This is a genomic window from Streptomyces sp. NPDC085866 (assembly GCF_044541035.1).
In the GTDB taxonomy this organism is placed as follows: Bacteria; Actinomycetota; Actinomycetes; order Streptomycetales; family Streptomycetaceae; genus Streptomyces.
In genome coordinates this window covers 276,330-298,833 of the sequence record NZ_JBITSQ010000010.1, presented here as the reverse complement: position 1 = coordinate 298,833, position 22,504 = coordinate 276,330, and the positions used below count along the sequence as shown (strand labels likewise).

14 protein-coding genes are annotated in these 22,504 nt (G+C 72.7%); 4 read left to right on the top strand and 10 right to left on the bottom strand.

All coding sequences use genetic code 11. The features are described 5' to 3' along the window. Positions 1-111 precede the first annotated feature (111 nt). Positions 112-378, top strand: a complete 267-nt coding sequence (locus tag ACIF83_RS26670) for a chorismate mutase (protein WP_393467751.1) — start codon at positions 112-114, stop codon at positions 376-378. A gap of 692 nt (positions 379-1,070) precedes the next feature. Here ACIF83_RS26670 and ACIF83_RS26665 read toward each other — a convergent pair. The 4 genes from ACIF83_RS26665 to ACIF83_RS26650 all read right to left on the bottom strand — a co-directional run bounded on the left by ACIF83_RS26665 (position 1,071) and on the right by ACIF83_RS26650 (position 6,643). Continuing rightward, positions 1,071-2,876, bottom strand: coding sequence for a GMC family oxidoreductase N-terminal domain-containing protein (locus tag ACIF83_RS26665; RefSeq protein WP_399730577.1), 1,806 nt, complete (start codon positions 2,874-2,876; stop codon positions 1,071-1,073). Between the two features lie 34 nt (positions 2,877-2,910). After that, a complete protein-coding gene (locus tag ACIF83_RS26660; RefSeq protein WP_393467745.1) occupies positions 2,911-4,524 on the bottom strand; it encodes a succinic semialdehyde dehydrogenase in 1,614 nt (537 codons plus the stop codon). A gap of 127 nt (positions 4,525-4,651) precedes the next feature. Beyond that, entirely contained in the window at positions 4,652-5,695 is a 1,044-nt protein-coding gene (locus ACIF83_RS26655; RefSeq protein WP_399730574.1) for a serine/threonine-protein kinase, read from the bottom strand. A 45-nt stretch (positions 5,696-5,740) separates the two neighbouring features. Beyond that, the gene (locus tag ACIF83_RS26650; protein WP_399730571.1) at positions 5,741-6,643 is read right to left on the bottom strand and encodes an MBL fold metallo-hydrolase; all 903 of its coding nucleotides are present in this window, start codon (positions 6,641-6,643) and stop codon (positions 5,741-5,743) included. A 71-nt stretch (positions 6,644-6,714) separates the two neighbouring features. Between ACIF83_RS26650 and ACIF83_RS26645 the strand changes: the two genes are divergently transcribed. Next, positions 6,715-7,650, top strand: coding sequence for an AraC family transcriptional regulator (locus ACIF83_RS26645; protein ID WP_399730568.1), 936 nt, complete (start codon positions 6,715-6,717; stop codon positions 7,648-7,650). Here the strand turns inward: ACIF83_RS26645 and ACIF83_RS26640 are convergent. From ACIF83_RS26640 to ACIF83_RS26620, 5 genes are all read right to left on the bottom strand, one after another. Next, complete coding sequence (locus tag ACIF83_RS26640) at positions 7,637-9,229, bottom strand: serine/threonine-protein kinase (protein WP_399730565.1); 1,593 nt, start codon at positions 9,227-9,229, stop codon at positions 7,637-7,639. The two genes, ACIF83_RS26645 and ACIF83_RS26640, sit on opposite strands and share 14 nt — an antisense overlap. A gap of 52 nt (positions 9,230-9,281) precedes the next feature. After that, positions 9,282-11,066, bottom strand: coding sequence for a protein kinase (locus ACIF83_RS26635; protein WP_399730562.1), 1,785 nt, complete (start codon positions 11,064-11,066; stop codon positions 9,282-9,284). A gap of 64 nt (positions 11,067-11,130) precedes the next feature. Beyond that, on the bottom strand, positions 11,131-12,843 hold the full coding sequence (locus ACIF83_RS26630) for a serine/threonine-protein kinase (RefSeq protein ID WP_399730559.1): 1,713 nt from the start codon (positions 12,841-12,843) through the stop codon (positions 11,131-11,133). Positions 12,844-13,005: 162 nt separating this feature from the next. After that, entirely contained in the window at positions 13,006-15,792 is a 2,787-nt protein-coding gene (locus ACIF83_RS26625) for a protein kinase (protein ID WP_399730556.1), read from the bottom strand. A 165-nt stretch (positions 15,793-15,957) separates the two neighbouring features. Beyond that, positions 15,958-17,958, bottom strand: coding sequence for a protein kinase (locus tag ACIF83_RS26620; RefSeq protein WP_399730553.1), 2,001 nt, complete (start codon positions 17,956-17,958; stop codon positions 15,958-15,960). Between the two features lie 170 nt (positions 17,959-18,128). Here ACIF83_RS26620 and ACIF83_RS26615 point away from each other — a divergent pair, with 170 nt between their 5' ends. After that, positions 18,129-19,169 carry a serine hydrolase domain-containing protein gene (locus ACIF83_RS26615; RefSeq protein WP_399730550.1) on the top strand — a complete coding sequence of 347 codons (1,041 nt, stop codon included), beginning with the start codon at positions 18,129-18,131 and terminating at the stop codon, positions 19,167-19,169. Between the two features lie 104 nt (positions 19,170-19,273). Here the strand turns inward: ACIF83_RS26615 and ACIF83_RS26610 are convergent, their stop codons facing one another. Beyond that, positions 19,274-20,983 (bottom strand): glycerol-3-phosphate dehydrogenase/oxidase, encoded by a 1,710-nt coding sequence (locus ACIF83_RS26610; RefSeq protein WP_399730547.1) that lies wholly within the window; start codon positions 20,981-20,983, stop codon positions 19,274-19,276. Positions 20,984-21,266: 283 nt separating this feature from the next. On the opposite strand from ACIF83_RS26610, the gene ACIF83_RS26605 reads away from it, so the two are divergent. After that, positions 21,267-22,475 carry a nucleotide sugar dehydrogenase gene (locus ACIF83_RS26605; protein ID WP_399730544.1) on the top strand — a complete coding sequence of 403 codons (1,209 nt, stop codon included), beginning with the start codon at positions 21,267-21,269 and terminating at the stop codon, positions 22,473-22,475. Positions 22,476-22,504: the final 29 nt, after the last annotated feature.

Here is a 22,504-nt window from a genome sequence, read left to right as displayed (position 1 = left end):
CGCCAAGCGACTTCCCAGGCGCCCCGGGCCGACAAGGCCCGGGGCGCCTGTCGTTTTCCGGGTTCTGTCGTTCCGGGGCATCCACCAGTCACCTCACGAGGAGCCCCCAGCATGAGCACCGCGACCCCGACCAGTGCGGACCGGACCATCGCCGACGCCCGCGAGCGCATCGACGCGCTCGACGACCGGATCATCGGGCTCATCCAGGAGCGGATGGCCGTGTCCACCGTCGTCCAGCAGACCCGCATCGCCTCCGGCGGCCGACGGGTGAACCTCTCCCGCGAGATGGAGATCCTCGGCCGCTACCGCGAGGCCCTCGGCAAGCCGGGCACCGCCCTCGCGATGACGCTGCTGGAGCTGTGCCGGGGTCGCATCTGAGTTCGGTCCCGCTCTCACCCGTACGGCGCGTGACCGGCCCGCCGACCGCTTCGTTGATCCCGGTGTCCGTGCCAGCCAGGGGCGGGCCCGACAGAACCACGCGTGGCTCGCTGGAGCGATGAGGCGTACGGGTCGTGCCGTGCGCCGTGGGACCTCGCTCCAGAGAAGTGACCGGACGGCAGGGGACAGCAGCCCGGTCACCCAAGAGAACGGCCGGCTCCGGGGACGCCCGGGGCCGACCGGCGGAAAACTGCAAAAATGCACCAGTGCCGGGTCAAACGGTTGCGGATGCCTCGCTCATCCAGCACGATGCGTAGAAAGCCCCCCAAGTCCCCTCGCAGGCAACGGCATTGCCCCACCCCCGCCTGTCCGCCCGGGGTCGAGACCACAGGAGAAGCGGCGCAACCCCCCGGCGCCGCTCCCAGGCACCGGCGCCGCCCTGACGTCGGTGCTGACGAAAGAGGGCCCCGCGACTCAAGCCCGCGGGGCCCTTCGTCATGCCCACCCCACACCCCTCATGCGTGACTCACGTCACACAAAAAATCGCGTGAGGCGGCGCAACCGTTCAAGTCCCTCGCTGATCAAACGTGCTACCGGATCAAGAAGACGGTAAGAGCGAGGGACCTGCGTTCGGAGGGGGATGCAGGTCCCTCGGCGCTTCTCCGGTCGGGCGGAGGACTTCTCCGGACCGGCTACTTCTTCGGCGGCACCGCCGGGATCCCCAGGAACGGCAGCTTCAGTGCGCCGAACGCGTCCGCCGGGACCACCGGGGTGCGCGGCTCCACCGGCTTCAGGCGTTCGTACGCCGCTCCCTGCGCCGGACGGGGATCCTCCTCGCCCTTGTTCGGCCAGTACGACATGGCCCGCTCGGCCTGCGCGGTGATCGTCAGCGACGGGTTCACACCCAGGTTCGCCGAGACCGCGGCGCCGTCCACGACCGAAATGCCGGGGTGGCCGTACAGCCGGTGGTACGGGTCGATCACGCCCGTCTCCGCAGAGGCGCCGATGGGGCAGCCGCCCAGGAAGTGGGCGGTCAGCGGGGTGCCCATCAGCTCGCCGACGTTGCTGCCCGCGAAGCCGTTGATCTCGGCGGCGAGGGCCGAGGCGGCCTCCGAGGCGGCCTTGATCTGCTTGGGGTTCGGCGCGCCGTGGCCCTGCCGGGCGGTGAGCAGGCCCTTGCCGACGCCGTCGGGCTTCAGGTACGTCGTCAGCGAGTTGTCCAGGGACTGCATCACCAGGCCGATGATGGTCCGCTCCGACCAGCGCCGGTTGGACAGGGAACGGGCGACCAGCACGGGGTGGCGGGCCGCGTTGGCCAGCCAGGCCAGGACGCGCGAGGAGCCCTCGGCGTAGGGGACCTGGAGGATCGACAGGCCGCCCATCGAGTTGGAGCCCTTGCCGTAGCGGACGGGCTCGATGTGGGTGTTCTCGTCGGGGTGGACGGAGGACGTGATGGCGACCCCGCGGGTGAAGTCGGCCCTCGCCTGTCCGGTCGCCTTGCGGTAGCGGCGGTTGTCCGTCTGCGCGCCGACCAGCGCCTCGGAGTTGGTGCGGGTCAGGTCGCCGAGACGGGCGGAGAGGTGGGGCAGCTGGCCGCCGGACTTCATGCGGTGCAGCAGGGTCTGGGTGCCGTACGTACCGGCCGCGATCACGACCCGCCGCGCGGTGAACAGCCGGCCCTTGCCCTTCTTCTTCTGGTCCGTCGGGAGCGTCGCCACCGCGTAGCCGCCCCGCGAGTCGTCGGTGACGGACATGACCGTCGTCATGGGGTGGACCACCGCGCCCGCCTTCTCGGCGAGGTACAGGTAGTTCTCGTTCAGGGTGTTCTTCGCGCCGTGCCGGCAGCCGGTCATGCACTCGCCGCACTCGGTGCAGGCCTTGCGGGACGGGCCGGCCCCGCCGAAGTACGGGTCGTCGACCTGCCCGCCCGGCCGCGCCTTCGCCGTCCCGTCGGCGTCCTTGCCGTCACCGAAGAACACGCCGACCGGCGCCATGTGGAAGGTGTCACCGACGCCCATCCGCTGCGCCGCCGCCTTCAGGTGCACGTCGGAGGGGGTCATGGTGGGGTTGAGCCGGACGCCGAGCATGCGCTGCGCCTGGTCGTAGTACGGCTTCAGCTCCTCCTGCCAGTCGGTGATGTCCTTCCACTGCGGGTCGTCGAAGAAGGCCTTCGGCGGTACGTAGAGGGTGTTGGCGTAGTTGAGCGAGCCACCGCCCACCCCGGCGCCCGCCAGCACCATCACGTTGCCCAGCAGGTGGATGCGCTGGATGCCGTACATGCCCAGCTTGGGGGCCCAGAGGTAGTTCCTCAGGTCCCAGGAGTTCTTCGGGAGGGTGTCGCGGGCGAAGCGGCGGCCGGCCTCAAGGACGCCCACCTTGTAGCCCTTCTCGGTCAGGCGCAGGGCGGTCACCGAGCCGCCGAACCCCGAACCCACGACGATGACGTCGTAGTCGTACCCGTCCTCGTCCCGGGCCTGGACAGACTTCTCCTGCGACACGTGCTCTCCTCGTTGAGAACGGGGTTGTCCTGCTCTAGCGGAAGCGGAACGCCTTCATGAGGCGGAGGCTGCGGCTCATGAACGCCGCGTACTTCTCGTCGTCCATCCCCAGCGACGGCGCCATCGGCAGCAGCCGCTGCTCGGCCACCGTCTGGGCCTCGGTGTACTTGAGGATGCCCTCGGAGCCGTGCCGGCGGCCGAGGCCGGAGTCCTTCATGCCGCCCATCGGGGACTGGACGCTGCCGTAGGCCGGTGCGTAGCCCTCGTTGACGTTGACGGTGCCGGTGCGCAGCCGGGAGGCGACGTCCTGGCCGCGGCGGGCGCTCCTGGTCCACACGGACGCGTTCAGGCCGTACGGCGTGGAGTTGGCGCGCTCGACCGCCTCGTCGTCGGTCTTGAAGCGGTAGATCGACACGACCGGTCCGAAGGTCTCCTCCTCGCAGACGGCCATGGAGTCCTCGACACCGTCGAGGACGGTGGGCTCGAAGAAGTACGGCCCTATGTCCGGGCGGGCCACACCTCCCGCGACCACCTTCGCGCCCTTGGCGACGGCCTCCTCCACGTGTCGCTCGACGGTCTTCAGCTGCCGTTCCCCGACCAGCGAGCCCATGTCGGCGCCGTAGGCCAGGGAGTTGCCGAGCCGCATGCCCCTGGTGCGGGCGGCGAAACGCTCCAGGAAGGCGTCGGCGACGGACTCGTGGACGTACAGCCGCTCGATGGAGATGCAGAGCTGGCCGGCGGAGGAGAAGCAGGCGCGCACGGCGCCGGCGGCGGCCTTCTCGATGTCGGCGTCGTCGAGCACCAGCATGGCGTTCTTGCCGCCGAGTTCGAGGGAGACGCCGACCAGGCGGGCGGCGGCACCCTGGGCGACCTCGCGGCCGGTGCGGGTGGAGCCGGTGAAGGAGACGTAGTCGGCGTGCCGGACGACCTCCGGGCCGACGACCGGGCCCTCGCCGAGCACGACCTGGAAGACGTCGGCGGGCAGTCCGGCCTCGATGAGCAGGTCACGCGCCCAGAGCGCGGTGAGGCAGGTCTCGGTGTCCGGCTTCATCACCACCGCGTTGCCTGCGACGAAGGCGGGCAGCGCGTCGCCGACCGACAGCTCCAGGGGGTAGTTCCAGGGGGCGATCTGGCCGACGACGCCGCGCGGGTGGCGGAGTTCGGTGACCTTCGTCAGGGTCGGCATGGCGCCCGCGTGCCGCTTGGGCCGCAGGTAGGCGGGGGCCTTGCGGCCGTAGTGGCGGGCGGCCACCGCGACGGCCTGGACCTCCTCGTGCGCGTGCAGGCGGGCCTTGCCGGTCTCCAGCTGGATGAGGTCGAGGACCTCTGCCTGGCGCTCGAGCACCAGGTCGTGGAAGCGGAGCAGCACGGCGGCCCGCTGCCGCACCGGCGTCCTCTCCCACACCGCCTGTGCGGCGCGGGCGGCCTGGAAGGCCTTGAGCACGTCCTCGGGGGTGGACTCGGGCAGGTCGGCCAGCTTCTCGCCGGTGAACGGCGTGTGGTTGGCGGTACGGCCCGAGCCGACGACGCCCTTGGTCAGCTGGGCCACCAGTTCGGGGGTGACCACGTCGGCGGCGGTGCGGGCGCCCTCGGGGGCGGGCGCGAGGGGGTTGGTACCGGTGATGTCCGGGGCCTGCGAGTCCGTCATGACGCGCAGGGTATGCCGAGGCGAAGGCTTTGGGTACCCGTCGGTAACGGGGATTCACGGAGTACACACACAACGCCAGTGATCACTGGCAGCAAATGTGCTGATCAGGGCGTTGTCTGGGTGACGATCACTCGGCTCCGGGTTTTTTCGCGGCGAGGAGGAGACCGAGGGCTGCGAGGGGGGTGCGGCGGCGGGGGTCGGGAGTGGGGGCGGAAGTGGGGGCGGGGGGCACGGGGACCGGTGCGGGAGTCACGGGCCGGGGTTCCGGCTCGGGCTGGAGTTCCGGCTCGGGCTGCGGTTCCGGCTCGGGCCGCGGTTCCGGCTCGGGCCGCGGTTCCGGCTCGGGCCGCGGTTCCGGCTCGGGCCGCGGTTCCGGCTCGGGCCGCGGTTCCGGCTCGGGTTCGGGCTCGGGAGCCGTCTCCGGCAGGGGCAGCACACCCCCGCACGCCTCCAGCACCGCCGCGACCTCCTCCGCACCGGGCCGCGCCTCCGGCTCCGGCGCGTGCAGCCGGGTCAGCAGCGGGCCGAGCGGGCCGGCGTCCCCGCCCTCGACGGCGGCGGCGAGCAGCGCCCCGAGGGACCACAGATCGGAGGCGGGACCGGCACCGCGCCCCGACGCCCGCTCCGGCGCGACGAACTCGGCGGGCCCCTCTCCGGCGTGCCCGTCCCCGATCCCGAAGTCCGTGACGACGACCCGTCCGGTGCCGGACTCGACCAGGACGTTGGCGGGCTTGAGGTCCCGGTGCACGATCCCGACGGCATGCGCGGCCCGGAGCGCCCCGAGGACGGCGAGCCCGACCCGGGCAGCCTCGGCGGGCTCCAGCGGCCCGCGTCCGACGGCCTCCCGCAGCGACTCCCCCTGGACCAACTCCATGACGATCCAAGGGAGTCCGCCCTCGGTGACGACGTCGTACAGGGTGACCGCCGAGGGATGCCGCACCCGGGCGGCGGCCCGCGCCTCCGTGCAGAGCCGGTGCGCGATCCGCCGGCTCTCCTCGTCGTCGGCCGGATCCCCGGGCAGGACGGGCTCCTTGACGGCGACGTCCCGCCGGCCCTGCTCGTCCCGCGCCCGCCAGACGGTCCCGGACGGACCGGCACCGAGGCACTCCAGGAGCCGGTAGCGCCCACCGATCACCTGTCCGTCGGGCGAGCGTTCGCCGTCTGCAGTCATGTCACATCAGTACCGTGCGCACCACGCCCTTGTCGAAGCAGGCGGTCAGGCGGCCCACCGGTGCAGGGTGAACTCCCCTTTCTCCTTGCGGACTTCGACGGCACCGGCGCCACCGAAGTGCGCGGGGACGACCAACGCACGCTCGTCAGAAGCGCGTTCGAGCACCCGGAGCCGGGTCGCGGCCGCCTGTCGCGGGTCGAGGCAGAAGCAGCTGCTGCACTCGGGGTGCAGGATCTGCACCGGACTGTGCAGCAGGTCGCCGACGAACTCGGCCCGCTCGCCGCGCGAGGCGAGGCGCAGCACGGAGGATCCCGGGGTGTGGCCGGGGGCGGCCTCCAGGACGAGATGCTCGTCGATGCGGTACTCGCCGTCCCACAGCACGGCCTGCCCGGCCCGGTGCACAGGCGCGACGCTGTCCTCGTAGACGAGCCGGTCGTCCACGCGCACGCCGCCCGCGTAGCCGCCCTCGGGCCCGAAGTGGTGGTCGTCGGCGGCCGGCAGGAGGTACCGGGCGCCGGGGAAGGACGGTACCCACTCGCCGTCGTCGTTGCGGGTGTTCCAGCCGACATGGTCACCGTGCAGATGCGTGTTGACGACGACGTCGACGTCCTGCGGACGGACCCCGGCCCGCTCCAGGCGGTCCAGGAAGTCCCCCTGCCGTTGGTGGAAGAGCGGATTGCCGGGACGCTCGCGGCCGTTGCCGACGCCGGTGTCGACCAGCAACGTGCGCCCGCCGGAGCGCACCACCCAGGTCTGGAGCGCCACCACGGCGCGGTCGCCACCGGGCTCCCGGTGATCGGGGACGAGTTCCTCCTCGTGGGCGCTCCACACCTCGGGGTCGCAGTCCGGGACGAGGGCTCCGGCGGGCACGTACGGCCCCCGCCACTCGACGATACGGAGCACCTCGACGTCGCCGACCCTGAAACTCTGCACGTTGTCATCTGCCATACCGATGACCCTAGAAGTCTGGATTGAACGTCCCAATGCTCAATCAGCTCTGTCCAATACGCTGTTGTCTCATGGATGTGGTGAGCGATGCGATCTCGGCGGTCCGGGCGGGCCGACCGTCCTCGAACCTGCTGCGGGTGAGCGGCAGCTGGAGCGTCCGGCTCGCGCCGTACGAGGGGGCGGGCTTCCATGTCGTCCTGAGCGGCGCATGCCGGCTCGTGCCGGACGGGGGCGGCGACCCGGTGCCCCTGGGCACGGGGGACGTGGTGCTGCTGCCGCACGGGGCGGGACACGTGCTGGCGGACCGGGCGGCCGGGGACGCCGAGATACGGCGGGCGGTGCCGTTCGAGGAGGTGGGGGACACGGACGTACGGCTTCCCGGGTCCGGCCCCGACGTCGAGCTGCTGTGCGGCAAGTACCGTCTCGACCGCAGTCGCACACACCCGCTGCTGGCGGAGCTGCCGCAGGTGGTGCACCTGCCGCACCGGGTCGGCGACCATCCCGAACTGCGCACCGCGGTGGATCTGTTGGCACGGGAGCTGGACGAGCACCGGCCGGGCGCCTGCCTGGCCCTGCCGAGTCTGCTGGACCTTCTGCTGATCTACATGGTCCGTGCCTGGATGGCCCGGGCGGAGACGGGCGCGTGGCCGGCGGTGCTGAACGACCCGGTGGCGACGGCCGCGCTGCGGGCCCTGCACTCCGATCCGGCTGCTCCCTGGACGGCCGACCGTCTGGCCGCGGAGGCGGGCGTCTCCCGCGCCACCCTGTCCCGCCGCTTCACCTCCCTGGTCGGCCGCCCGCCGATGGCGTACCTCACCTGGTGGCGCCTGACCATGGCGGCGACCCGGCTGCGCGACTCGGACGCGCCCCTGGCGACGGTGGCCCGGGAGACCGGCTACGGCAGCCCGTACGCCCTCTCGCACGCGTTCAGCCGGGAGTTCGGGACCACACCGGGGCGGTACCGGGAACGGGTCCGGGCCGCGGAGCCCGCCCTCACGGCTTCGTGATGTCCAGGTTCGCGATCGCCGCCTTGGCCACCTCCCGGCCGCGTGCGGTGAAGTCGCCCTTGCCCGGGTAGCCGATGGTGAGCCGGTACAGGTCGCCGGACGTGGTGCGGTAGTAGAAGATCTGGATCTCCCGCGGGCGCGGGTTCTCGCTGTCGTCGGTCGTGAAGGCGACGGTGTTCGTGGCGGCCTGCCTGCCACGGTACTTGGCGTTGTCGTCCGGGTGCGTCCTCGCGCCCTTGGCCATGTCGCGGTCGTAGTCGCCCTCGTTCTTGAACTTCTCGTCGTCGGCGCGCATCTGGGCCACGGCGTTGCTCTTGATCTCGTTGAGGGAGTCCTCCGACTTCCTGGTCAGGTCCAGCACGATCGAGATGCCGCCGCTCCAGTCCGTGTACGACACCCAGCTCTTGTCGGCGGCGTTCTTGTCCGGGTGGCCCGCCTGGTAGGTCGCGGGGACGGCGAGGGTGGCCCCCAGCCCGGGGTCCGCCCGCTTCGTCCAGCCTTCGGGGAGCGGGCCGGCGAAGGGGTCGGCGAGAACGAGGTATCCGGCCGCCGCGGCCGCGACCACGGCGGCGCCCACGCCCAGCCAGACCTTCCGGCCCGGCCGAGCAGAGCGGGTGGCGGGCTCGGTGACCCGGACCTGCTGGGTGGGTTCCGGCGCCGGCGGGTCGGCGGCCGCCTCCAGCAGGGCGCGGACCTGCGCCGCCGTCGGGCGGCGGGCGGGGTCCTTCTGGAGCAGGCCGTTGATGGCCTCGGCCAGCGGGCCCCGCGGGACGGCGGGAGGGGCCGGGGTGGCGTTGAGGACGGACTGCAGGGTGGCCGGGGTGTTGCTGCGGCGGAACGGGGAGACGCCCTCGGTTGCCGAGTAGAGGACCACGCCCAGGGACCACAGGTCGCTCGCCGGGCCGGGGCGCTGCCCCAGCACGCGCTCCGGCGCGATGTACTCGGGCGAGCCGACGAAGCCGCCGGTGTCGGTCAGGTTCGTCTCGCCCTCGATCTGTGCGATGCCGAAGTCCGTGAGGACGACCCGGTCGTACCGGCCCAGCAGCACGTTGTCCGGTTTCACGTCCCGGTGCAGGACGCCCGCCGCGTGCGCGGCCTCCAGCGCACCGAGCACCTGCAGACCGATCCGGGCCGCCTCGCGCGCGTCCAGCGTGCCCTCCTGGAGCGCGTCGCCCAGCGAGCGTCCGCGCACCAGCTCCATCACGATCCACGGACGGTCGTCGACGACCGCGACGTCGTACACGTCGACCACCGCGGGGTGGTCGAGCCGGGCCGCCGCGCGCGCCTCGCGGCGCATCCGCTCGAAGGCGTTGGCGCGTTCCCGCTCGGGAAGGTGGTCCGGGACCCGGGGCTCCTTGACGGCGACCTCGCGCTCCACCATCTCGTCCTTGGCCCGCCACACAGTGCCCATCCCGCCGTGGCCGAGCTTCGCGAGCAGCCGGTACCGCCCGGCGATCAGCCGCCCGGCACCCTGGGCGGGCACCACCGGCGGCCGTGGGCCCGGGTTCGGGCTCGGCGGTTGCAGAACAAAACTCGTCGTGTCGTCGGCCGTGCGGCCGACTCCCCCGTCACTGCTCATGGTTCATCAATATCGCGCCATGAGCGCTCCAGCCACAGAGAACGCGAACCGGTCACGAAGCCGTGACCGAGAAGGTGTCCACGGCCACGTCGAAGTACTCCCGGGCCTCCTTGACCTTCCCGACCGGCGCCGACACCCACACGTCGTACATCCGGCCGCCCTCCTCCCAGCACACGTCGTAGGTGTGGCGCGCACCCTCCGCGGCGCTGAAGCCGTTCCAGGTGAACTCCCAGAGCGCGGCGGGGTGTCCGGCGTGCGTGGTCGCGGTGACCCGGCCGTCGTGGTAACCGGGATTGGTGCTGGGCCCGTCGGCCGCCGACCGGTTCATCACCGCGGTGGGGCCGCCGGGTTCGGGCGCGGCCACCTTGATGCCGAGGCGGAAGGTCTGTCCCGGGGAGAGGTAGAAGACCCGCTCGCCCTGGCGTTCGCGGGTGAAGTCCTCCGGCACGGCTAGGGAGAAGCCGGCCGGGTCCCGGGCGGTGCGGTAGCCGGAGGGTGCGGTGTGCGTGGTGGAGGCCGCCGGTGCGCTGCTCGCGGTGGACGTCGGGGACTTCGAGGCGCCGGTGGACCGGGAGTTGCCGGTGGACGGGGAATTGCTGGTGGGCGCCGTCGGGCTGGTCGCCGTACCGCTCGGGGTGCCGCCGCCTCCGTCGGCGCCCTGGTTCAGCAGCAGCGCCGTCGCCGAGACGCCCGCGCCGGCCACGGCGGCCACGAGCAGCGCGGCGACCAGCACTCCGCGCGCGGACTGGCGTCCGGCCGGAGGCTGTTCGGCGGTGGGCGCGGGCGGGGTGAGCGGGCCGCGCGGCACGTCGTGCTCGGTGGGCGTGTAGGGGGTCACGGGCGCACGGCCTCTGGAATCACCGAGCCGGGGCGTACGGCCTCTGGAATCACCAAGTCGGGGCGTACGGCCTCTCGTCTCACCGGACCTGGGCGTACGCCCCCTCGTGTCACCGGTGCGGGGTGTGCGGGCCGAGCCCGGTGTACCGCCCGGTGCGGCCGGGGTGCGGCCCGTCTCCAGGTACGTCCGCAGCATCCGCTCGGCCTCCGCCGCGCCCAGCCGCCGGTCGGGGTCGCGCTCCAGCAGGCCGAGCACGACGGGCAGCAGCGGCTCGGCCTGCGCGGGTGGCCGGATGTCGGCGGCGACGACGGCGTGCAGGATGCCGCCGAGCGAGTCGCGCCGGAACGGCGACTCGCCGCTGAGCGCCGTGCACAGCAGCGCACCCACCGACCACAGGTCGGACTCCGGCCCGGTACGGACGCCGGACATCCGTTCCGGGGAGGTGTACTCGGGCGAGCCGACGAAGGAGCCGGTCTCGGTGAGCGTGGTGGCGCCCGCGACCTGTGCGATGCCGAAGTCGGTGAGCACGACCCGGTCGGTGTCGGACTCGATCAGCACGTTCGCCGGTTTGATGTCCCGGTGCAGCACCCCGGCCGCGTGCGCGGTGCGCAGCGCGCTCAGCAGGTCGATGGCGATCCGGGCGGCCTCCGCGGCGGCGACCGGCCCACCGCCGGCGATGCGGTCGGCGAGCGAGCCGCCGTCGATCAGCTCCATGACGATGTACGGCCGTTCGTCCTGCTCGACCACGTCGTGCACGACGATGATGTGCGGGTGCCGCAGCTGCGCCACCGCCCGCGCCTCGCGGAAGGTGCGCTCCCGGCGGCGACGGGCGTCGTCGTCCGTCAGGGAGTCCTCCGGGGCCAGCTCCTTGACCGCCACCTGGCGGCCCAGCAGCTCGTCGCTCGCCCGCCATACGACGCCCATTCCGCCGCGCCCGATCCGCGCCAGTAGGCGGTAACGGCCCGCGATCACACGGAAGTCGTCCCCCTCGGATCCCATGAGCCCCATCATGCCGCACCGGCCGCACGCCTTCCGGGGCGGTCATCGGCCAAGCCTCGAAGACTCAGCCGGAGTTCGGCTGCCAGCCCTGCAGGACCCGCTTGAACTGCTTGCTCGTCGTCGCCCAGTCGGCGGCGGGCGACGACATGTAGATGGCGTACTCGACGCCCTCGCGCGAGTAGTACGTCTCCTCGATGGCGCGCCGCGGGCCGGGCACGTAGGGCGGGACAGTCTTCTGCGCGGTCCAGGTGTACTCCCACACCGAGCCCTTGCAGTCGCGGTAGGTGTTCTGCTTCATGGTCACGCGCCTGTAGTCGATCAGCCGCTGGAGCTGCTGCTCCAGGTCCCTCTGGTGCTGGAAGGCGTCGGCGAAGTCCGGGTCGGTGTCGATGGCGATGCGGACGAAGTGCTTGCCGCCGTCGGGCGAGTAGTCGACCTGCTTGAGGGCGCCGTCGTTCTGGTACACCTTGCGCGTCCAGCCCTTGGGCAGGGAGAGGCTGAAGCCCAACGGGTCTGTCTGACGAACCCAGTTGTCGGGGTCCGCGCCCCCGGGACCCGGGCTGCTCCCGGCCGAGGTCGCGGGCGCCGGGGTCGCCCCGCCACCCGTCTCGGTGTCCTGCTGCATCGTGCTCCACTGCCTGAAGGCCACCGCTGCGCCGCCGCCGAGCACCGCCGCGACGGCGACGACCAGCGCGAGCGTGCGCAGACGGCGCCGGGGGCGGGGGCGCGCCGGTGCGGTGGGCCCCACCGTGGTCGGGCCCATCCCCTGCGGGCCCACCGCCGTCGGACCGGTGACGGAACGTCCTGCGGCACCCGGCCCGGAGCCGTGGCCCGAGGTGCCGGCCCCGGAGGCGTACGACTCACTGCCGTACGACCCGCTGGTGTACGACCCACTGGCGTACGACCCGCCGGTGTCCACGCCCCGGCCCTGGGTCGGCACGAACGCCTGTGCGGCGTTCGGCCGGCGGCCCTCCGCCGCCTCGGCGAGCAACTGCTCCGTCTCCTCCGCACTCGGCCGCTGGGCCGGCTCCTTGCGCAGCAGGGCGGTGATGACGGGGCCGAGCACACCCGCGTGGCGGAGCTCCTCCGCCTCCTCCTCGACGACCGCCTGCATGGTGCTCAGCGGCGAGGTGCGGCGGAACGGCGAGCGGCCCTCGACCGCCGTGTACAGCGTGGCGCCGAGCGCCCACAGGTCCGAGGACGGGCCGGGGTCGTGCCCGCGCACCCGCTCGGGCGCCAGGTAGTCGACCGAGCCGACGACCTCGCCGGTGCGGGTGATGGTGGTGTCGCCCTCGATCTGGGCGATGCCGAAGTCGGTGAGCAGCACCCGGCCGTCCCGGCCTAGCAGCACGTTGCCGGGCTTGACGTCCCGGTGCAGCACGCCGGCGGAGTGCGCGGCGCGCAGCGCCCGCAGCACCCACAGGCCGATCCGGGCGGCCTCGCGCGCTTCGAGGCGGCCGCGGTCCTTGACCGCGTCGGCCAGCGAGCGGCCCTCGACCAGCTCCATCACGATCCACGGGCGGCCGTCGTGTTCGAGCACGTCATGGACGGTGACGACGGCGGAGTGGTTGATGCGCGCGGCGGCGCGGGCCTCCGCCCTGGTGCGGGCGAGCAGAACGGCCTGGTCGCTCTCGGAGACGTAGAGCGCAGCGGTCAACTCCTTGACGGCCACCGTCCGGTGGAGCACCTCGTCGTGGGCGCGCCACACCCGGCCCATGCCGCCGCTGCCGATGGAATCGGCAAGCCGGTAGCGGCCCGCTACCAGCAGGCCCTGCATCTGATTCACGTTGCCCCGCAATGCTCTTGACAGGGTCAGACTAAGGACCGGCCTGCCCGCTGGGAACAAGCGGGGGGCCAAGGAAACCGCACTGTGACGGTTGTCGCTTCTCCTCGCGAACGGGAACCGAATCCCCGGTCGCTCGACCGGTATACAGGGCGCTCAACGCGTGTAGCGGTACGTCGCCGTAGCCTGCTCGTACAGCCGCGTCACCGCGTCCCGCTCGGCCTCCGGACCCCGGACCTGGACGATGTGGTAGCGGCCGTTCAGCAGGATCGCCATGTTGCGCACGTAAAGGTCGCGCCCCTGCCCGTCGGTCCAGGTGAACTGGCCCTCGGCCATGGTCCGTCCGCCCACCTCGATGGTTCTCAGGCCGGTGGCCGTGGCCCAGCTGGAGTCCCGGTACGGCTGCAGTTCGCGTTCCTTGTCCCGCTGGTAGACCATCGGATCGCTGCCGTTGGCCGAGGCACTGTCCCGTCCCGGTACGAGGAGCAGCTCGAAGTTCCCGTGCGAGTAGACCACCTGGCCGCTGCCGTTCTTGGGCGTGCGGTCCCAGCCCTTGGCGACGGCGACCTTGAAGCCCTCCGGGTCGGTGCGCAGGGTGAACCCGTCGGCGACGGAGGGATCGCCGCCCGTCTGCGTCTCGGTGGCGGGCTCGGACGCCGAGGGGCTGCCGCTCGCGGACTGCCCGGAGGACGGCTGCTGGGTGCGGGACGGCGCGGGGCTCGCCTCCCCGGCACTGCCGGTACGGTCGCTGCCCGCCGCGCCGCTCTCCCCCTGCTTCGGCATGAAGAGCATCGCGTACGCCACCGCCCCGGCCAGCAGGAGCAGTATCAGCAGGAGCAGCGTCCGGCCGAGGCTGCGCGGGGAACGGGTGGCCTCCTCCCGGGCCCGCTTGTGCCGGCCGTGCGGATGGGGCGCGGGCATCCCGGCGCGCCGCCGCCGCACCAGCTCACCGCGGCGCCGGACGATCGGCAGCCGGCTCGGGTCGACGGGCGGGACGGGGACGACATGGGTGCCGGCGTCCGGCTCGGGCGCGGAGCGCACCAGCGAGCGCAGCCAGCCGCTCAGCTCCTCGAAGTCCAGCCGGTCGGTGGGGTCCTGGCGCAGCAGCGACTCCACGACCGGGCGCAGCGGCCCGCACTCCTCGGCGAACGCGGGCGGCTCCGCGCACACCAGCTGCACCAGCTCGGCCGTGGATTCCTCGGGGTAGGGCGCGTGCCCCTGCACGGCCCGGAACAGCAACGCCCCGAGGGCCCACAGGTCGGTGGCGGGCCCGATCGGCGCCGCCAGCTGCCAGTTCTCGTGCACGGGCCCGGCCTGCTCGGGCGCCCACCGCTCGGTCACCGGCCCCACGACGGTCATCCGCACCTGCCGCGCCCGCTCCGCGGCGAGCGCGGTGGCGGGGCCACGGCGTACCGCACCACCGCCGGGCTCGTCCCACCGGGCGGCACTGGTGGCCGGGGTGAGGGCCGCGCCTGCGGGGAGGGCGGCGGGCTGTCCGGGAACGGCGGCACCGTGGGCTGAGCCGCGCGGCTGACCCGCGGGCGCCTGACCGGGCACGGGCAGCCGGCCCGAGCCGGGCGCCGCACCGGGGCGCCACTCCCCGGGAGGCAGCCCGGGGCGCTGTCCGTCGCGGCCCGCCTCGGTCGGCGAGATCGGCGCGGTCGGCGTGCCTGCGGGGCCCGTGCGCGGTGAGGCGCCGTGCCAGGGGGAGCCGTGCACCCCGTAGGGGTCGGCGATACGGCCGGGCGGTGAGGCGGCCTGGCCGGAGGAGTACGGCGACTGCGCCGCACCGTTGGCCCCGGCCTCGCCCTCGGCGGGCGGGCGGGCTCCGGGCAGGGCGCCTCGGCCGTTCTGCTGGGCTCCCTGCACCCGGGCCGCGGCCCGGGTTCCCGCACGGTAGGCGGCGATGGCCCCGGCCCGCGCGGCACGGATGTCGTCGCCGCTCTCCAGGGCCCGTCGGCCCTCCGGCCCGGGGGCAGTGGCCCCACCGGAAGCCCCGTTCGCGCCCGGCGCCGGCAGCCCGCCTGCGGCCCGCGCCTGGATCGCGGCCCGCCGCGCGGCCTCGGGATCCGCGTCGGGGGACGGCACGGGTCCCGAACCGTCCGCCGGACCACTCACCGCACCGGCCGGAACACCGCCACCTGCGGCACCCCGCCCGCCGTCGCCGCCGAGACCCTGCCCACCGGAGCCACCGAATCGCTGGCCACCGGAGCCGCCCGGGCCCTGCCCGCGCAGGCCATGTCCCGCCGTGCCGACGCCGTCACCGGCACCGCCGCCCGGCCCGACGGCCCCCGCTGGCCCTTCCTGCCCCTGCTGCCCGTCCGGAACCGGCACCGGGTCGTACCCGCACAGCGCCTCCTCCGCCGCGCCGACCGCGAGACCGGTCAGCATCACGCGGCCGTCGTCGCAGACGAGGACCGTGCGGGCGGTGATGTTGCGGTGCACCCAGCCGTGGCCGTGCAGGACACGCAGCGCCATGAGGACGTCGGAGGCGACCTCGGCCGCCCGGTACGGCGTCAGCGGCTGCTCGGCCAGCAGCGCGGACAGCGGACGTGCGGCCACCCACTCGCTCACTATCCACAGGGAGCCGCCCTCGGCGAACACGTCGAACACCTGGTCCAGCCGCGGATGGTCGGGGATGCTCGCCGCCGCCTGCGCCGCCTCGACGGCGCGCCGCACCGCCGGGTCCGAGGGGCGGCGGGTGGCGTCCCGGGCCGCCGGGGTACGACGCGTCCCGCGCTCACGGGCGGTGAACCCCTCGGGCAGCCCCTCCGCGTCGAGCACCTCGGCCTCGACGACCTCCGGCAACGGCACCTGACGGACCAGAACTTCCTGGCCGCTGTAGGTGTCGAAGGCCCGGGTCTCGGTCAGTTCGTACTCGTCGGAGGGCGGCAGCGGCAGGCGGTAGCGGTCGGCGAGCACCCGGCCTGCATAGTCGTCCACGTTGCCTCCCCCGGCCGCCTGGTCGTTCACATCCGTTCCCATACGGCCCGTTGCGCATCCACAATCCGGCTCCGTACGGTCCGCAACCATTCACGATACGTGCCGGAGGCAAGTCGCATTGAGGGGATGACGGATTCTCACGGCCCCGAACGGGGCTCGTTCACATCACGACTTGGGCTCGAAGGACGTCGTCAGCGTCTTCCAGGTGTCCTTGCGCAGCGCGCTGTTCCACTCCGCGGCCTTGGCCGTGTACATCAGCCCGTAACCGAGATGGCCGTTCACCACGAACCCCCGGTCGATCGAACGGTACTTGGTGCCGCCCTCCACGTAGGTGAACTCCCAGTCGGCCGTGTTCCAGCTTCGGTAGTCCACCTGTTCTATGTGGATCTTCCGGTACTGGGCCCGGTACATGTAGCGCTCCTGGTTCTTCCAGTCGGCCACCGGGTCGTCCTTGGGCGTGGTGGTCCAGCCGACGAGCAGCATCTGTCCGTTCGGCCCGGTGTAGCGGTCTCCGGCCTGCCCGGTGGACTTGTACTTCCACCCCTTGGGCAGCCCGATCGAGTACCCCTGGGCGCCCTTGCGGGTCGACTCCACCGGTGCTCTGCCGTCGCTCTTCGAGCCGGACGAGTCGGAGTTGTCGTTGCCGGCCGGGCTCGCGCTCGTCTCCGTCGCCGAACCGGTCGAGGCGGACGCCGAGGTGCTCCCGTCCGTCTTGGCGTCGCTGTCGGTGTCGCCCTTGCCGCCCGTGCCCTTGTCCTGCTTGGTGGAGGCGCTGGCGCCGGCCGCGGCCTTGGCTCCGCTGCCGTTCTTGCTGCCCTTGTCGTCGCCCCCGTTGAACACGATGGCCAGCACGGTGCCGATCACCGCGAGCGCGACCACCACCGCGATGATCACCAGCGTCCGCTTGGGCACCACGTCGGTGAGCGGTGCTCTCGGCACCGGCCGCGGCGACAGGTCCAGGTCCGGCGGCGGCACCACGGGCCACCCCGAACTCGGCTTGTTCGCGCTGGAGTTCGGCGCGGCGGAACCCTGGGCCGGACCGGCCGGCCGCCCGGGCGTCCCGGCACCCGCGCCCGAACCGCTCTCCGTAGTCGGCTTGCCACCGGTACCCGGAGCCGCCGTACCGCCGCCGCTCTTCGCGCGCGCGGACGGCGACGAGCCCGCCGCCCCGGCCGCCTTGCGGACCGAACGCAGCGCCCCGCGCAGCTTCTCCCCGGCCTCCTCGCCCCGCTTGCCCTGGGGCCCGTCGGGCTGCGCCGGCAGCGGAACCACCCGAGTGGCGTCCATCGCCTCCGGCTCCGGCGCGTGGATCACCTTGTTGAGCATCGCCCGGGCGCCCGCGTCGTCGAGCCGCTGGGCCGGGTCCTTGGTGAGCAGGCCGTAGATGACGTCCCGGAGCGGACCGGCGTTCTTGGGCTCCTCCAGGGGCTCGGTCATCACCGCGGTCAGCGTGGCGATCGCGGAACCCTTGTCGTACGGCGGCAGCCCCTCGACCGCCGCGTACAGCAGGCCGCCCAGCGACCACAGGTCGGCCGCGGGGCCCGGCTTGTGCCCGCGGGCGCGCTCCGGGGAGATGTAGGAGGGGGCGCCGACGAGCATGCCGGTGGAGGTGATGGACGGGTCACCCTCGACCTGTGCGATACCGAAGTCGGTGAGCACGACCCGGCCGTCGTCGGCGATGAGCACGTTGGACGGCTTCACGTCACGGTGCAGGATGCCCTCGCGGTGCGCGGAGCGCAGCACGTCGAGGATGGCCAGCCCGACCTCGGCGGCGCGCCTGGGCTCCAGCAGGCCGTCCTCGCGGATGGCCTCGGCGAGGGACTTGCCCTCGACCAACTCCATGACGATCCAGGGCCGGTCGTCCTCGTCGACCACGTCGAAGACCGTCACCGCGCTGTTGTTGCGGATCCGGGCGATCGCCTTGGCCTCGCGCAGGGTGCGCGTGATCAGGCGCCGCTTCTCCTCCTCGTCGATGTTCGACGGGAACCGCAACTCCTTGACGGCGACCGTCCGGCCGAGGGTCTCGTCCTCGGCGCGCCACACCGTGCCCATGCCGCCGCGGCCCAGCACGTCTCCCAGCCGGTACCGCCCGGCGAGGAGACGACGCTCACTCTTGTCCTGACGAGTCTCCTGACGAGATGCCCCCGCCCGCTCCGCCTCCGACATGCGTCCCCTCAAGCAACCCGCCCTGACAGAGCCTCCATTGTCTCTCACCCGGCAAGCGGCCGACGCCCAGGGTGCCTCTGACCCCGTCCCGGGCTCCGCACACCGGAACATCAACTGAAGTCACGGTTCCGTTTTACCGGGATCATGGACCCGAGCAGAAAGGAGCCCGGATGCCGACGCTTCGGACAGTCCTGTCCATACCGGTGTTGCTGATCCTGCTGCTCGCCCTCACCGCCTCCTCTGCGGTCTCGGCGGCCACCGCCACGGACACGGTCCTCCCGCTGCTGGTCACCCGGGGCGGGGCACCCGCCGCGGCCCTGCTGGCCCTGGACGGGAACCGCTTGCGCTACACCGCCGCCGGTCCGGGCATGGCGCGCGCCGACCACTTCCGCGCCGGCAGTGTCACCAAGACCTTCGTCGCCACGGTCGTGCTGCAACTGGCCGCGGAACACCGACTGTCCCTGTCCGACACCGTGGAGCTGCACCTGCCGGGACTGCTCCGCGGACGCGGCACCGACGGACGGCACATCACCCTGCGCGCCCTGCTCACCCACACCAGCGGGCTCGCCGACTTCACGCAGGTCACCCGGGGGACCGTCCCCCTGACCCCGCTTCAGGCCGTGCGCATCACCCTCACCCTCCCTCCGGCCCGCCCGGGCCGCTACGCCTACTCCAGCACCAACTACGTCCTGCTCGGCATGGTCGTCCGGCAGATCACCGGCCACTCGTACGCCACCGAGGCCCGGCTCCGGATCATCGCTCCGCTCGGTCTTACGGGCACCTCCCTTCCCGGATCCCGCACCTCACTCCCGCTGCCGCACGGCCGCGCCTACGCCGCCGACGGCTCCGACGTCACCCGGCTCGACCCGCGCGTGGCCGGCGCGGCAGGTGAGCTGGTGACCACACTGGCCGACCTGGACCGCTTCTACTCGGCCCTGCTCGGCGGCCGGCTGTTGCCCTCGCACTGGCTGCGCGAGATGCTCAACACCCGTACCGCGCATGGCTCGTACGGCATGGGGATCTTTCCGGCAAAGCTCCCGTGCGGCATCACGGTATGGGGACACAACGGCCGGATATCCGGGAGCTACGTGCGCACCGCGGCAACCGCCGACGGCCGGCATGTCCTCACCTTCCGTGCGAACACGGACGCGATCGCAGATTCCCGGCTCGAACCGGCCTTGCTCGCAGCCGAGTTCTGCCCTCGCACCTGATAGAACGCACTGGTTCCGAACGAAGATCCCGGTTTACGACACTCGTTCGAGTGAAAGCCGAAGGCAGGCCCGCCCCGGCGCAGCCCACCTCAGCTCAGCTCAGCTCAGCTCAGCGGCACGATGTCCGGCGCACCGAGCCTCGCCGCGTCCGCCGTGAGGTCGTCCGGCTGGAGCTGGGACTCCCGCTCGGCCTCGACCCGCTTCTCGTAGTGCTCCACCTCGCGCTCGATCTGGTCCTTGTCCCAGCCGAGCACGGGCGCCATCAACTCGGCGGCCTCGCGGGCACTGCGGGTTCCCCGGTCGAAGGTCTCGATGGAGATACGGGTGCGGCGGGTGAGCACGTCGTCCAGGTGCCGGGCGCCCTCGTGCGAGGCCGCGTACACGACCTCGGCGCGCAGATAGTCGTCGGCGGCCTGCAGCGGCTCACCGAGGGCGGGGTCGGCGGTGATGAGGTCCAGAATCTCCTCGGCCATCGAGCCGTACCGATTCAGCAGGTGCTCCACCCGGACCACGTGCAGTCCGGTGCGGGCCGCGATCCGCGCCCGCGCGTTCCACATCGCCCGGTAGCCCTCTGCACCCAGCAGCGGGATCTCCTCGGTGACACAGTCGGCGACTCGCATGTCGAGGCCGTGCACCGCCTCGTCGACGGCGTCCTTCGCCATCACCCGGTACGTCGTGTACTTACCGCCCGCCACGACCACGAGACCCGGCGCCGGATGTGCCACGGTGTGCTCGCGGGACAGCTTGCTGGTGGCGTCGGACTCGCCGGCCAGCAGCGGGCGCAGGCCCGCGTACACACCCTGCACGTCGTCGCGGCTGAGCGGGACGGCGAGCACCGAGTTGACGTGTTCCAGCAGGTAGTCGATGTCGGCGCTGGAGGCCGCAGGGTGGGCCTTGTCGAGGTCCCAGCCGGTGTCGGTGGTGCCGACGATCCAGTGCCGGCCCCAGGGGATGACGAACAGGACCGACTTCTCCGTGCGCAGGATCAGACCGGTGGTGGAGTGGATGCGGTCCTTGGGCACGACCAGGTGGATGCCCTTGGAGGCGCGGACGTGGAACTGGCCCCGCTCCCCCACCATGGCCTGCGTGTCGTCGGTCCACACACCGGTGGCGTTGACGATCTGCTGGGCGCGGATCTCGTACTCCCCGCCACCCTCCACGTCCTGCACCCGGGCGCCGACGACCCGCTCGCCCTCGCGCAGGAACCCGGTCACGCGGGCACGGTTGGCCACCCTCGCGCCGTACGACGCCGCCGTGCGCACCAGGGTCGCCACATACCGGGCGTCGTCCATCTGCGCGTCGTAGTACTGGAGGGCGCCGACCAGGGCGTCCTTCTTCAGGCAGGGGGCGACGCGCAGGGCGTGACGGCGGGTCAGGTGGCGGTGCAGGGGCAGGCCCCGGCCGTGCCCGCGGGCCATGGACATCGCGTCGTACAGGGCAACGCCCGAGCCCGCGTACAGGCGCTCCCAGCCCTGGTGCTGCAGCGGGTAGAGGAAGGGCACCGGCTTGACCAGGTGCGGGGCGAGCCGCTCCAGGAGCAGGCCGCGCTCCTTCAAGGCCTCGCGGACCAGGGCGAAGTCGAGCATCTCCAGATAGCGCAGACCGCCGTGGACGAGCTTGCTGGACCTGCTGGAGGTGCCGGACGCCCAGTCACGGGCTTCGACCAGGCCGGTGGACAGGCCGCGGGTCCCTGCATCCAGTGCGGTTCCGGCGCCGACCACCCCGCCGCCGACCACCAGCACGTCCAGCTCGCGCTCCGCCATCGCCGCCAGTGCCTCGGCGCGCTGCGCCGGACCCAGAGTCGCTGTCCTCACCGCTGCCTCCCGCTGTCGAAGTACTCGCTCGCGTCGGCCGCACCCGGAGGGCGAAGCCCGGTTCACCCCCTCCTCATGCCCAAATTCTGACCGGCTTGCCCGACTTCAGCCACCACAGGCTCCCAACCTGTGGACAACACGAACGCAACCCCCGGAAGACACACGAACACAATCCCACATAACGGTCATATTTACTCCTAGTGTGACAGTGCGCTCGTTCTGGCTTTCCACAGCGGTTGCGCATCTGTCCCGCTTCGGTTACTGGGAAGGACGGGCCCACGCCATGCCCGCAGATCTCGCCGTCATCGGACTCGGTCCCTACGGCCTGCCGCTCGCCCAGGCCGCCGTCGCCGCAGGCATCCCGACCATCGGGTACGCCACCGGCCCCGAGGCGGGTTCGCTCAGCCCCGCCGAGCTGCGGCGGATGCACGCGGCGGGCTTCCGGCCCGCCACCGACCCGGCCCAGCTCGGCCGGGTGCGCACCGCCGTGATCTGCGCGCCCACCCCGCGCGGCGCCGACGGCGGGGTCGACCTCGGCCAGGTGGAGGCGGCCGCCCGCACCCTGGCCGAGCGGCTGCGCCCGCACACCACGGTCATCCTGGAGTCGCCCGTGCTCCCCGGGACCACCGAGAAGTTCCTGCGCCCCCTGCTGGAGGAGGGCTCCGGACTGCGGGCCGGCCGCGACTTCCACCTCGCCTACTCGCCCAGCCGCGCAGACCCCGGCAACCGCGACCACACCCCCGCCGGCACGCCCAGGGTCATCGGGGGCCTCACCCCCGCGTGCACCGAGTCGGCCGCGGCCTTCTACGGACGGCTCACGGACAAGGTGGTACGCGCGCGGGGGCTGCGCGAGGCGGAGGCCGTGCAGCTGCTGGAGACCAACTACCGGCACGTCAACATCGCGCTGGTCAACGAGATGGCCGTCCTCTGCAACGAGCTGGGCGTCGACCTGTGGGACGTCATCCGCTGCGCGGAGACCAAACCGTTCGGCTTCCAGGCGTTCCGGCCGGGCCCGGGCGTCGGCGGGCACGGCGTGCCGCAGGACCTCGCCGGCCACGCGAGCCGCACGCTGCGCATGGTGGAGCTGGCCCAGCAGGTCAACCACCGCATGCCACGGTACGTCGTCCAGCGCGCCGCCACGCTCCTGAACGAGCACGGCAAGTCCGCGCGCGGCGCCCGCGTCCTGCTCCTCGGCGTCACCTACAAAGCCGACCTCGCCGACCTGCAGGGCACCCCCGCCCGGGAGATCGCCGTCCGCCTGATGGAACTCGGCGCCTCGGTCAGCTACCACGACCCGTACGTACCGTCCTGGAGCGTCCTGGACCGCCCGGTCCCCCGCGCGGACTCCCTGTACGAGGCGGCCGCCGACGCCGACCTGACGATCCTCCTCCAGCAGCACCGGACGTACGACCTGCAGGGGCTCTCGGTGAAGGCTCAACTGCTGCTGGACACCCGAGGGGCCACGCCCACGGGGGCGGCGCACCGGTTGTGAGCCTGCCCCGCGCGGCCCGCCCGGGAAGC